The sequence below is a fragment of the Mixta sp. BE291 genome, from assembly GCF_031457955.1.
GTDB lineage: Bacteria > Pseudomonadota > Gammaproteobacteria > Enterobacterales > Enterobacteriaceae > Mixta.
Genome location: NZ_JAVDXN010000009.1, coordinates 77,228 through 89,438, shown reverse-complemented (window position 1 = coordinate 89,438; position 12,211 = coordinate 77,228). Strand labels below are relative to the sequence as shown.

Genomic DNA, 12,211 nt, shown 5'->3' with positions numbered 1-12,211 from the left:
CGCTAGGATGCGGACTTTGCTTGGTTTTGCTTTTTAATAAAGGTCAATAAAACCTTATTCGATATTCTGAATCTGTTCGCGCATTTGCTCAATAAGCACCTTCAGCTCAATCGCTGATGCGGTGATATCGGCATTAATTGATTTTGACGCCAGCGTATTCGATTCGCGGTTAAATTCCTGCATCATAAAGTCAAGACGGCGGCCAACGGCCTCTTTCTTTTTCAAAATGTTATAGGTTTCTTTAACGTGCGCTTCAAGGCGATCCAGCTCCTCGGCAACATCAATGCGTTGAGCCATCATCAACAGCTCCTGCTCAACACGATTGTTGTCCAGCTGTAGCTCAGCCTCTTCCAGCTTGGTCACCAGACGATCGCGTTGCCACTTCAGCACTTCCGGCATCCAGGCGCGAACCTTCTGCACTTCAGTGCTAACGCCTGCAAGACGCTGCTCAATCATGCCCTTCAGCGCGGCGCCTTCGCTTTCACGCGCGGCGATAAAGTCGTCAATCGCCAGCTCCAGCGTGGCAATCAGCTCGGCGTTAATCGCATCTAAATCTTGCTCCTGCGCAGACATCACGCCAGGCCAGCGTAAAATATCAACCGGATCGATCGCGCCGTCAGCATTTTGCTGTTTCACCCACTGCGCGGCTTCCAGCAACTGCTTTGCCAGCGGCTGGTTTAAAATTAATGCGCTTTGCGCGCTGGGATCGGCATCGAAGCGTAAATTGCATTCAATCTTCCCGCGCGTCAGGCGATTACGCAGACGCTCACGAATAACCGGCTCCAGGCTGCGGAACTGTTCCGGCAGGCGAATGTAAGTTTCAAGATAGCGCTGGTTCACGGAACGCAGCTCCCAGGCTGCGCTGCCCCATTCGCCTTTGGTTTCACGCCGGGCGTAGGCGGTCATGCTGCGGATCATTTTGCGTACCCGTATTCAGGAAAGATGAGGGAATTATAGCGACGCGCGCCTTCCCTTAACAGGTATAAGCGCCGGTTAACGGAAATAGCCATTAATCGTGGTGAGTAATAAAGGGTTATACCCGGTTCGCGCACTGAAAAAGCATGTTCGGTAGGCAGGCAGGGCTGAAAACCGTATAATGCGCAGCCAATATTAGCAAGCCGGAGAAAAACCATGCGTCCAGCAGGCCGTCTCACACAGCAGGTGCGTCCCGTTACCCTGACTCGTCACTACACCAAACATGCAGAAGGTTCTGTACTGGTTGAATTCGGCGATACCAAAGTGCTCTGTAACGCGACCGTAGAAGAGGGCGTGCCGCGCTTCCTTAAAGGTCAGGGACAGGGCTGGATTACCGCCGAATACGGCATGCTGCCGCGTTCCACCCATAGCCGCAACGCGCGCGAAGCCGCGAAGGGCAAACAGGGCGGGCGCACGCTGGAGATCCAGCGTCTGATTGCGCGTTCACTGCGCGCCGCGGTCGATCTGAAAGCGCTGGGTGAATATACCATTACCCTTGATTGCGATGTGCTGCAGGCCGATGGCGGTACCCGTACCGCTTCCATTACCGGTGCCTGCGTGGCGCTGGCGGATGCGCTAAATGCGCTGGTTGCCGCCGGTAAGCTGGCGAAAAATCCGATGAAAGGCATGGTCGCAGCTATCTCCGTGGGTATCGTTAACGGCGAAGCGCTGTGCGATCTGGAATATGTCGAAGACTCCGCCGCAGAAACCGATATGAATGTGGTGATGATGGAAGATGGCCGCATGATCGAGGTTCAGGGCACGGCGGAAGGCGAACCCTTCAGCCATGAGGAGCTGCTGGCGCTGCTGGCGCTGGCGCGAGACGGCATCGATACCTTGATTCAGGCGCAGAAGGCGGCGCTAAACAACTAATTATTTCAGGCGACCAGAGAGTCGCCTTTTTTATATCGTTAAATTGCGGAGAGTAAAGATGAAAGCCTGGCAGCGTGAGTTTATTGAGTTTGCTTTAAACAAGCAGGTATTAAAATTTGGCGAATTTACCCTGAAGTCGGGACGTAAAAGCCCTTACTTCTTTAATGCTGGTCTGTTTAATACCGGACGCGATTTGGCTTTGCTGGGCCGTTTTTACGCGCAGGCGCTGGTTGATTCCGGCGTTGATTTCGATCTGCTGTTCGGCCCTGCCTATAAAGGGATTCCTATCGCCACCACTACCGCCGTTGCGTTGGCGGATCACCATCAGCGCGACGTCCCTTATTGCTTTAACCGTAAGGAAGCGAAAGATCATGGCGAAGGCGGAACGTTAGTTGGTAGCCCGCTACAGGGGCGCGTTATGCTGGTCGATGATGTAATCACCGCAGGCACCGCCATCCGTGAATCAATGGAGATTATCGCCGCGAACGATGCAAGCCTGGCTGGCGTGCTGATTTCACTCGATCGTCAGGAGCGTGGACGCGGTGATATCTCTGCTATTCAGGAAGTGGAGCGCGATTATCAGTGCCACGTAACAGCGATCATCACGCTAAGCGATCTGATTGAGTACCTCGAAGAAAAGCCTGAAATGGCCGATCATCTGGCGGCGGTACGTAACTATCGTCAAAGCTACGGTATCTAAGCGCCTGCGGTAGAACGTCGCCGGGCTGATGCTGACCCGGCGGCCTTCAGGTTTAGCATGCTTATACCAGCTGTGCCGCCAGCAGCGGCCAGCGCACATCAAATTCCTGCGTAGGACGGTAGCGAAACTCTGAGCGTACAAAGCGCGACAGAATGCCTTCGCAGAAAGCCAGCAGCTGGCTGGCAAGCAGCGTTTCGTCAGTGGTGAAGCCTTCCCCTTCACGCATTTTGCGCTCGCGCATTACCTGCTTCAGCTGGCCTTCAATACGCTCGAAAAGCTGATTAATACGCCCCTGCAAACGATCCTGCTCGAACATCAGCGCATGGCCGGTAAGAATACGCGTCAGGCCAGGATTCAGTTCGCCAAAACCCAGAATCAGATGCACGATCATGCGCAGACGCGCCATGGTCTCTTTTTCGTCTTTCAGAATCGCATTGATACGTGTAATCAGGCTGTCTTCAATAAACTCGATCAGGCTGTCAAACATCCGCGTTTTGCTGGGAAAATGACGGTAAAGCGCAGCTTCAGAGACACCAACCGTGGCGGCCAGCTTAGCGGTAGTGATACGCTGACTTCCGTCGCTGGATTCCAGCATCTGCGCCAGAGCCTGCAGGATTTCATCGCGACGATTCCTTTTCGCGCTCTTTTTTTCTGCCATGACGTTATAAACCCCTGAGATTTATCATAAACGGGCAAAGGCCCACGCAACATCCGTGAGAAGGCATCTCACGGTGCTGAAAAATAAACAAGTCGGGTTGCGGAGGGTGTTGCTGTGCGTTTATTCCCGGCCGGAGTGACCGAAACCGCCTTCACCACGCGCGCTGGCGTCGAAATCTTCAACCAGATTAAATTCTGCCTGCACGACCGGCACGAAAACCAGCTGAGCAATACGTTCGCCAGGCTGAATAGTAAAACTCTCCTGGCCACGGTTCCAGACGGAAACCATCAGTTGCCCCTGGTAATCAGAGTCAATCAGCCCCACCAGGTTGCCGAGTACGATGCCATGCTTATGACCAAGGCCAGAGCGCGGCAGAATAACGGCGGCCAGAGTGGGATCGGCAATATGTATTGCCAGGCCGGTTGGCAGCAGCATAGTGGCGCCAGGCGCCAGCTCCTGCGGGGCATCAAGACAGGCGCGCAAATCCAGACCTGCGGAGCCGGAAGTGGCGTAAGTCGGCAGAGGAAACGCTTTGCCTACGCGCGCATCAATAATCTTAACGTCGATTTTTTTCATCATAACGGCTGACAATCTCGTCTAATAACTGCTGGCCAAGGAGTGTTTTATCCGCGAGGGGTAAAACTTTTTCTCCCTCCTGCCAGAAAAGGTGAAGAGCATTAGTATCGCTGTTGAAACCTTGCCCCGATTTGGATACATCATTGGCGCAGATAAGGTCCAGATTTTTCCGCACACGTTTTTGTTGGGCGTATTCTTCCACATTACGGGTTTCAGCAGCAAACCCTACAACATACGGACGCCCTTCATGCATTGCGCCCACCCCTGCAACGATATCGGGGTTTTTGATCATGTTCAGGGTGATTTCATCACCCTGTTTTTTGATTTTGTCTGGCGCTATCGCTACTGCCCGGTAGTCTGCCACGGCTGCGCTACCAATGAAAATATCTTGCTGCGTAATATGCAACATTACCGCTTTTTCCATCTCTAGTGCGCTGGTGACATCAATGCGCGTGACGCCTGGAGGCGTAACCAGCGCAACCGGACCGGCAACCAGCGTAACCCTGGCCCCGCGTGCGGCGGCGGCGGCGGCAATAGCGAAACCCATCTTGCCGGAGCTGTGATTAGAGATATAGCGCACCGGATCGAGCGCTTCGCGCGTAGGACCGGCGCTGATCATAATGCGGAGATGTTGCAGATCGTTGACGGGCATTGACCAGGCCACGGCGCGATCAACTATCGCCAGCGGGTCAAGCATACGGCCCGGACCCACATCGCCACACGCCTGGCTGCCGCTGTCCGGTCCCCAGATTAATACGCCGCGTCCGGTCAACCGCTGCAAGTTTTCCTGCGTCGGCAGGGCGCGGTACATCTGTTGATTCATGGCCGGCACCACGGCAATGGGCGCGGCGGTCGCCAGGCAGAGCGTGGTAACCAAATCGTTAGCCATGCCTGCCGCCACGCGTGCGATTAAATCGGCGGTGGCGGGGGCAAGAATCACCAGATCGGCCCATTTACCCAGTTCAATGTGACCCATTGCCGCCTCGGCGGCCGGGTCGAGCAAATCGTCATACACCGGATAACCGGAAACGGCCTGAAGCGTTAACGGCGTGATAAACGCTTTGGCGGCTTCGGTCATGACCACACGGACTTCCGCGCCGCGATCGCGTAAGCGCCGCACCAGTTCAGGCGTTTTGTAAGCCGCGATGCCGCCGCTGACGCCCAGTACAATATGTTTACCGGTTAAACCCATCATATTCGCTCGCCCTTATTGACCTTCAGATAAACCAGGCCTGTCACAATGGCGCGATTTTAACACATTAACGGGGACATACTGTTTAGCATCCCGCCACCTTTGCGAGGCTTCTCGAAAAGTTAAATCTCGCCGCTGGCGCGATTAACACCGCAGGCGCACAGTAATGACCGGATAGCGCAAACAGCCAGCGGGAGAGGCGCGTGTTAAAACCCAGGGAAAAACTAGTGCAAATGGGCGCGCCTGCGCTAAGCGATGCGGAGTTGCTGGCCATCTTTTTACGTACCGGCGCGTGCGGCAAACCGGTAATGGCGTTAGCGCATGAGCTGCTGGAGACGTTTGGCTCGCTCTATCTGCTAATGAGCGCAGAAAAAAGCGCGTTCGCTGCCATCAAAGGCGTGGGCGACGCCAAACTGGCGCAGCTGCATGCGGTAGCGGAACTGGGACGGCGTTTTTTTCAGGCGCAGCTGGCACGCGAAAACGTGCTGGAAAGTCCCCAACTGACGCAGCAGTATCTGCAAAGCGAGTTGGCGCATCAGGAGCGCGAGATTTTTATGACTATCTTTCTGGATAATCAGCATCGGGTGCTGCAGACCCAGCAGATGTTTACCGGCACCCTTGCCAGCGTCGAGGTACATCCACGGGAAATTGTGCGTGTGGCGTTAAAGTTGAATGCAGCGGCGCTGATTCTGGCGCACAATCACCCTTCTGGCCACGCGGAACCCAGCGCCGCCGACCGCGAAATCACCCAACGTATCAAGCAAGCCTGCCTGCTGATGAATATTCGCGTGCTCGACCATTTAGTGATTGGCAGGGGAGAATACGTCTCTTTCGCCGAGCGCGGCTGGCTTTAACGGCAAATATTGCCGCTTTTCTGTGCTATTTCGGCGATCCATCGGGATCTTTATCTGTTCGGGACTTGAGCGCTGGCGATACAAGGCGTATACTACGCCACCTTTGAGAATCTCGGGTTTGGCGTTTAGGCCTGCTCAGCGGGTTCACATGGAACTCGCCTGGATGGGCTACCAGCCTGACGAGGCGGCCAAGACCTAATTTTTAAAGCTCGAGCTGATTTGATTTTTGGAGAATTGACATGTCACGAGTCTGCCAAGTAACTGGCAAGCGTCCGGTGACGGGTAACAACCGTTCCCACGCAATGAACGCGACGAAACGCCGTTTCCTGCCGAACCTGCACTCTCACCGTTTTTGGGTTGAGAGCGAGAAACGTTTCGTTACTCTGCGTGTATCTGCTAAAGGTATGCGTGTAATTGATAAGAAGGGCATCGATACGGTTCTGGCCGATCTGCGTGCCCGTGGTGAGAAGTACTAAGGAACTGAATCATGGCTAAAGGTATTCGTGAGAAGATCAAGCTGGTTTCCTCTGCTGGTACAGGTCACTTCTATACCACCACGAAGAACAAACGTACTAAACCGGAAAAACTGGAACTGAAAAAGTTCGACCCGGTTGTACGCCAGCACGTGATGTACAAAGAAGCTAAAATTAAATAATTGCGGCTTCCACGAAAAACCCGGCTTCGGCCGGGTTTTTTGTTTTTATGAAACCGTAAAACGTGAGGAGCTGTCATGCCTGAATTACCTGAGGTAGAAACCAGCCGTCGCGGCATCGAACCGCACCTGGTAGGCGAAACCATTCTGCACGCGGTGGTGCGTAATCCGCGTTTACGCTGGCCTGTCTCACAGGAGATTCATGCACTGAGCGACCAGCCGGTGCTGAGCGTGCAGCGTCGCGCAAAATATCTGCTGCTGGAGCTGCCTGAAGGCTGGATTATTATTCACCTTGGCATGTCTGGCAGCCTGCGCGTCCTGCCTGAAGCGATCCCGGCGGCAAAACACGATCATGTCGATCTGGTGATGAGCAACGGTAAAGTGTTGCGTTACACCGATCCACGCCGCTTTGGCGCATGGCTGTGGAGTAGTGACCTGGAGGCAAGCAATGTGCTGGCGCATCTGGGCCCGGAGCCGTTAAGCGAGCCGTTTAATACCGACTATCTGTTTGAAAAATCACGCGGAAAGCGTACCGCAATCAAACCCTGGCTGATGGATAATAAGCTGGTGGTGGGCGTGGGCAATATCTACGCCAGCGAGTCGCTGTTTGCGGCCGGGATCTTGCCCGATCGTCCCGCGATGTCGCTAACCTGGGAAGAAGCGGCGCTGCTGGTCAAGGTAATCAAGGCGGTATTGCTGCGCTCTATTGAGCAGGGCGGCACCACGCTGCGTGACTTTTTGCAAAGCGATGGCAAGCCGGGCTACTTCGCGCAGGAGCTACAGGTTTATGGTCGCGCCGGTGAGCCATGCCGCGTCTGTGGCACGCCGATTGAAAGCGCTAAGCATGGGCAGCGCAGCACCTTTTTCTGCCGTCACTGCCAGCAATAAGATCGGACGATTTAGCCTGCCAGTTTCGCCAGCAGAGCCTGATAAACCGCCGCTGGCAGAAACGCTTTTACTTCGCCGCCGTGGCGGGCAACTTCTTTTACCAGCGAAGACGAGATAAACGAATACTCTTCTGCAGGCATCAGAAAAACGCTTTCCAGTGACGGAAGAAGGTGGCGATTCATATGCGCCAGCTGCATCTCATATTCAAAATCAGATACCGCGCGCAGCCCGCGCACCAGCACGTTGGCCTGACGATCGCGGGCGAAATTCGCCATCAAATCACTAAAACCCGTCACTTCGACGTTGGGTAAATGCGCAGTGGCTTCCTGCGCCAGCGCAACGCGCTCTTCCAGCGTAAACAGCGGTTTTTTGCTCGGGCTGGCGGCAATCGCCAAAATAATATGGTCAAACATCAGCGCTGCGCGGCTCAGAATATCCAGATGACCGAGGGTAAAGGGATCAAAGGTGCCGGGATAGATCGCTCTGGTACTCATTTTTTATCTCCGCTCGCTGACTGACCCAGCGCCCACAGCGCCGCGTATTTATTAAAGGTGTATTGCGCATTCACCACCGCCAGCAGCCAGCCCTGTTTGCCATCAAGGAAACCGGCACGCAGCAGCAGCGTTTTGCAGAACGCGCCCAGCGTATGGCTGAACACCGAGAAAACGCCGCAGCGTTTCCCCTGCTGATGGCGCTGCTGCGCCCAGGCTTCCGCATAGGCCAGCTGTTTACGCTGAAAAGCGCAAAAGTCGCGGCAGGTCAGATGTTGTAAATCACCCGTTAACGGCACCACCTGCGCCTGCTGGGTCTCCAGGGATTCATGCACCTGATGATCGTTATAACTATAGGCGTGTGGATAAAGGCGCACCACACGATCGGGATACCAGCCGCTGTGGCGCATAAAGCGCCCTAAAAACAGATTGAGCCTGCCGAGGCTGTAAACCTTATTCGGCTGCGGCGCAGCCTCCAGCACCTGTTCAATCTCAGCGCGCAGTGCTGGCGTGACGCGCTCATCGGCATCGATCATCAAAATCATATCGCCGCTGGCGTGGCTCTGCGCTCGCTGGCGCTGGCGGCCATAGCCGGGCCAGTCCTGAGAGTGAAAAACCTTTGCGCCATACTGTTGAGCGACGTCAGACGTGGCGTCCTGGCTACCGGAATCCAGCAGGATAATTTCATCGGCCCAGCTTACTGAAGCCAGGCAATCCGGCAGCAGCGCAGCTTCGTTTTTGACGATCATCACCACTGACAGGCGTTGGCGTGTGGACATTTAATGATTCCGTGGCGGCAGGTAGGGTTCAAGCAGCTGGAGCAGACGCTGTAGCGCGCCCTGATTTTGATGCAGGACATCCACCGCGTGGCGGCCATGATATCGCCGGTAATCATCATCAATCAGCAGGTTACCCACTTCATGCACCAGCGTGGCGGTATCGGTAACCGTAATCAGACCATCCGCCTGCTTCAGCTTGCTGCAAATATCTTTAAAATTGAACGTATGCGGACCCATCAGCACCGGAATAGCATGCGCTGCCGGTTCCAGCGGATTATGGCCGCCGCGCTCAACCAGGCTGCCGCCCACAAAGGCGAGATCGGCAATGCCGTACAGCAACATCAGTTCGCCCATGGTATCGCCAATCACTACCTGCGTGCTGCTGGAGGGAATTTCGCCGCTGCTGCGCAAGGTATAGCTGAAGCCGCCTTTCTGCGTCATTTCCCGTGCGGTATCGAAGCGCTCCGGGTGACGCGGCACCAGAATCAAGAGCAGATCCGGGAAGTGCGCCAGCAGGCGACGATGCGCTTCCAGCACGATCGCTTCTTCGCCTTCGTGAGTGCTGGTGGCGATCCAGACAGGACGGCGCGGCGCCCATTGACGACGCAGCGTGACCGCGCGTGCCGCCAGCTCAGGCGTTACTGAAATATCAAATTTCAGGCTGCCGGTAATCGCCAGCTGAGAACGCTTCAGGCCCAGCTCAACAAACCGCGCGCCGTCTTCTTCGTTCTGCGCCGCAATCAGCGTAATGCGCTGCAATAGCTGGCGCATAAATTTCCCCAGCTTTTTATACCCCTTCGCTGAACGCGCCGACAGCCGCGCATTGGCGATAACCAGCGGCACCTGACGTTCATGCAGCGCTTTAATAAAGTTAGGCCACAGCTCGGTCTCCATAATGATGACCAGGCGGGGATCGGCGGTATTAAGAAAGCGGTTAATCGCACCGGGTAGATCGTAGGGCAAATAGACGTGATGCACATCTTTGCCAAACGCGGACTGCGCGCGCTCCGACCCTGTTGGCGTCATGGTGGTGACGGTGATGGGCAGCGTTGGGTAGCGATGACGCAGCGCCCGTACCAGCGGTACGGCGGCCAGCGTTTCGCCCACGGAAACCGAATGCAGCAGGATGCCGCCGGGGCTGACTTTGCCTGTACAAAAGCCGTAGCGCTCCGCCCAGCGTTTACGATAGGCCGGCGCTTTGCGGCCGCGCAGCCAAAGGCGCAGCCAGATCAGAGGCTGTATGAGGTAAAGCAGGGCGGTGTAAATCGTTGTCATACCGATCTTTACGACACTGATGCGTCAGACTTAAGCAAAATATGCGGAATGCGGCATGTTAGCAGATAACTTGCCTGCACTCATCTATCTTCCGCCGCGCCGGAGAGCAGCTGCTGATAAAGCGAATGCAATTCCGCGCCGAGCCGCTGCGGCGTATAAGGCAGAATTCTGGCGCGTGCGGCATCGCCCATCGTTGAATCCTGCGTTTTTGCAGGAATCGACGTTACGGCTTCATGCAATGCCTTGATATCCAGCGCATCGCATACAAACCCCTCTTTCCCCTGAATAATAAATTCCGCGCCGCCGCAGCCGGTGCTGGTGATAACCGGCAGGCCGCACGCCATCGCTTCCAGAATCACGTTAGGGAAAGGATCGTATAGCGTCGGCAGAATCAGGCCGTCCGCCGCATGATAAAATGGCTGCACATCCTGCTGTACGCCGACAAAACGCAGGCGATCCAGGCAGTTCAGCTGATTGGCCAGCTGTTGGTAACGTGCCTGATGCTTGTCCTGACCCACCACGATCAGATAGCGATCGCTATTAGCGATCGCCTGGATCGCCGCCTTCAGTCCTTTGCGTTCAAAACCAGAGCCAACATAGATCAGCGCCACAGCCTGCGGCGGTATCGCCAGTTGCTGTCGGCTGGCATGCCGCGTGGCGTCCGTGGCGGGCTGAAATCGCTGCGAGTCGATGGCGTTATAGATCACGGTAATGCGATCGTCGGGCAGGTTAAAACAGCGAATAATATCTCGCTTCACCATCTCAGAGTTGCAGATCACTTTTTTCAGCGCGGCGGAGTGGAACATTTCCTCTTCCGCTTTCAGCACATAGCGATGATAGGGGCTGAGCGCTGCGCTCAGCCGTTGCAGCGGTGAAACGATACGCGCGCGCTGCTCGAGCCAGACGCGGTGTACGCCATCACCGGCACGGAAAATATCGCAACCGGCAATGCGTTCGTGGCTTTGAACAATATCAAACTGCTCACGCTGCCAGCAGTCGCGCGCCGCCGTGGCAAAGCCGCGCTCGCGGGAGATGCGTCCCAGTTTCGCCGGGTTACAGATATGCAGATGCCAGTCAGGTTTAGGGGTGCCTTGCCAGCTGCGGGTAATAATATTCAGATCGAGCTGGTCACTGTTTAACGCTTCCAGCGCCCGGGCGATAAAGCGCTCAGCGCCGCCGTCGGGCCGATATTTTTGGCGCACAATCGCCAGCCGTATTTTACGCATCCAGATAGCTCCTTGCCGCAGCAACCACATCTTCAACCGGAATCGCGCTTAAATAGCGCTGCTCGGTTTTGGTATCAATCGAGTCGGGCGTGGGTAGCGCAGCGTAATCGCCCGCCCAGATAACCCGATTGTTCGCGCCCCACGGCCGCCACTGTTGCAGCTTGGTGGGGCCAAATAGCGCGACACAGGGCGTTTGCAGCGCTGCCGCCATATGCATCGGGGCGGAATCGACGCCGATAAACAGCCGGGCGTGATCGATAAGCGCTGCCAGCTGCGTCAGGCTGAGCTGGCCTGCAAGCGTCGTGACCGGAGGGTTGTGGCACAGAGAGAGAATATGGGTAATCATCGCCATCTCTTTCTGGTCGGGCGCTGCGGTTAAGACAATTTGCAGCCCTGGCTGCTGTAACCGATCGACTAACGCCGCGACTTTCTCATCTTCCCAGCATTTAAACATCCAGCGCGACGTGGGTTGAATCACAAGGTAAGCACCGCTAACGCCTTGCTCATGCAGCTGTTTTTGCGTGGCCTGCCAGTCTTCATCGGCATAATACATTGAGACCGGCGCGTGGTTGGTCGGCACATCCAGCGGCGTCAGCGCCAGCAGGTTTTGCTCTACCGTATGCAATTGACCGAAGTTTTGCGTCGAGATCAGATGCGTATGGCAGAAGCGCCAGAAGCGGTTATTGCGCTTGTTGTACGCGAAGCCAATGCGCACTGGCGCGTCAGAAAGCCGCGTCAACAACGCGCTGCGCCACTGATCGGCCAGATTAATCACCACATCGTAATGGCTGCCCCGAATCGCGTTGACCAGCTTCAGTTCCTGTTTGGCCTGATACCAGATGCCCTGTTTTTTCCACTTACGATCGATCACATGCAGCTTACGAATGGCCGGATGCGCCTGTAGCATCGGGCGCGTTTCCTGATAAAGCAGCACATCAATGGCGGCATTGGGATAACGCTGGTGGAGCGCATTAATGACCGGCGTGGTCAGCAGCATATCGCCATGGTGACGCAGTTTAATCACCAGAATATTGCGGGGGGTAAACGATGCAGGAATCTGATTTACCATACA

At 55.6% G+C, this 12,211-nt stretch carries 15 protein-coding genes; 6 read left to right on the top strand and 9 right to left on the bottom strand.

Annotated elements, in window-relative coordinates; all coding sequences use genetic code 11:
• Nucleotides 1-54: 54 nt before the first annotated feature.
• Nucleotides 55-918 (bottom strand): YicC/YloC family endoribonuclease, encoded by an 864-nt coding sequence (locus J2X14_RS18035; protein WP_352412553.1) that lies wholly within the window; start codon nt 916-918, stop codon nt 55-57.
• A gap of 213 nt (nt 919-1,131) precedes the next feature.
• On the opposite strand from J2X14_RS18035, the gene rph reads away from it, so the two are divergent.
• Together rph and pyrE are read left to right on the top strand one after the other, a co-directional pair.
• On the top strand, nt 1,132-1,848 hold the full coding sequence (rph, locus tag J2X14_RS18030; RefSeq protein ID WP_352412552.1) for a ribonuclease PH: 717 nt from the start codon (nt 1,132-1,134) through the stop codon (nt 1,846-1,848).
• A gap of 58 nt (nt 1,849-1,906) precedes the next feature.
• On the top strand, nt 1,907-2,548 hold the full coding sequence (gene pyrE, locus J2X14_RS18025) for an orotate phosphoribosyltransferase (protein ID WP_352412551.1): 642 nt from the start codon (nt 1,907-1,909) through the stop codon (nt 2,546-2,548).
• A gap of 61 nt (nt 2,549-2,609) precedes the next feature.
• Here pyrE and slmA read toward each other — a convergent pair whose 3' ends face one another.
• The 3 genes from slmA to coaBC form a co-directional block, all read right to left on the bottom strand.
• Nucleotides 2,610-3,206, bottom strand: a complete 597-nt coding sequence (slmA, locus tag J2X14_RS18020; RefSeq protein ID WP_352412550.1) for a nucleoid occlusion factor SlmA — start codon at nt 3,204-3,206, stop codon at nt 2,610-2,612.
• Between the two features lie 120 nt (nt 3,207-3,326).
• Nucleotides 3,327-3,785, bottom strand: a complete 459-nt coding sequence (dut, locus tag J2X14_RS18015; protein ID WP_352412549.1) for a dUTP diphosphatase — start codon at nt 3,783-3,785, stop codon at nt 3,327-3,329.
• Nucleotides 3,763-4,977 carry a bifunctional phosphopantothenoylcysteine decarboxylase/phosphopantothenate--cysteine ligase CoaBC gene (coaBC, locus tag J2X14_RS18010; protein WP_352412548.1) on the bottom strand — a complete coding sequence of 405 codons (1,215 nt, stop codon included), beginning with the start codon at nt 4,975-4,977 and terminating at the stop codon, nt 3,763-3,765. Before coaBC ends, dut begins: the two co-directional genes overlap by 23 nt.
• Nucleotides 4,978-5,177: 200 nt before the next feature.
• Here coaBC and radC point away from each other — a divergent pair, with 200 nt between their 5' ends.
• The 4 genes from radC to mutM all read left to right on the top strand — a co-directional run bounded on the left by radC (nt 5,178) and on the right by mutM (nt 7,368).
• Nucleotides 5,178-5,828 carry a RadC family protein gene (gene radC, locus J2X14_RS18005; protein WP_352412547.1) on the top strand — a complete coding sequence of 217 codons (651 nt, stop codon included), beginning with the start codon at nt 5,178-5,180 and terminating at the stop codon, nt 5,826-5,828.
• Between the two features lie 239 nt (nt 5,829-6,067).
• Nucleotides 6,068-6,304 carry a 50S ribosomal protein L28 gene (gene rpmB / locus J2X14_RS18000; protein ID WP_038629143.1) on the top strand — a complete coding sequence of 79 codons (237 nt, stop codon included), beginning with the start codon at nt 6,068-6,070 and terminating at the stop codon, nt 6,302-6,304.
• 11 nt (nt 6,305-6,315) lie between these two features.
• Nucleotides 6,316-6,483, top strand: a complete 168-nt coding sequence (gene rpmG / locus J2X14_RS17995) for a 50S ribosomal protein L33 (protein ID WP_013094893.1) — start codon at nt 6,316-6,318, stop codon at nt 6,481-6,483.
• Between the two features lie 75 nt (nt 6,484-6,558).
• On the top strand, nt 6,559-7,368 hold the full coding sequence (gene mutM / locus J2X14_RS17990) for a bifunctional DNA-formamidopyrimidine glycosylase/DNA-(apurinic or apyrimidinic site) lyase (protein WP_352412546.1): 810 nt from the start codon (nt 6,559-6,561) through the stop codon (nt 7,366-7,368).
• Nucleotides 7,369-7,379: 11 nt separating this feature from the next.
• Here the strand turns inward: mutM and coaD are convergent, their stop codons facing one another.
• From coaD to rfaQ, 5 genes are all read right to left on the bottom strand, one after another.
• Nucleotides 7,380-7,862: a pantetheine-phosphate adenylyltransferase gene (gene coaD / locus J2X14_RS17985; RefSeq protein ID WP_352412545.1), complete on the bottom strand. Its 483-nt coding sequence runs from the start codon at nt 7,860-7,862 to the stop codon at nt 7,380-7,382.
• Complete coding sequence (locus J2X14_RS17980) at nt 7,859-8,638, bottom strand: glycosyltransferase family 2 protein (RefSeq protein ID WP_352412544.1); 780 nt, start codon at nt 8,636-8,638, stop codon at nt 7,859-7,861. Before J2X14_RS17980 ends, coaD begins: the two co-directional genes overlap by 4 nt.
• Entirely contained in the window at nt 8,639-9,913 is a 1,275-nt protein-coding gene (gene waaA / locus J2X14_RS17975; RefSeq protein ID WP_352412543.1) for a lipid IV(A) 3-deoxy-D-manno-octulosonic acid transferase, read from the bottom strand.
• Nucleotides 9,914-9,993: 80 nt separating this feature from the next.
• Nucleotides 9,994-11,139 carry a glycosyltransferase family 4 protein gene (locus J2X14_RS17970; protein WP_352412542.1) on the bottom strand — a complete coding sequence of 382 codons (1,146 nt, stop codon included), beginning with the start codon at nt 11,137-11,139 and terminating at the stop codon, nt 9,994-9,996.
• Complete coding sequence (rfaQ, locus tag J2X14_RS17965) at nt 11,132-12,208, bottom strand: putative lipopolysaccharide heptosyltransferase III (RefSeq protein ID WP_352412541.1); 1,077 nt, start codon at nt 12,206-12,208, stop codon at nt 11,132-11,134. The genes J2X14_RS17970 and rfaQ overlap by 8 nt, the downstream gene beginning before the upstream one ends.
• Between the last annotated feature and the right edge of the window lie 3 nt (nt 12,209-12,211).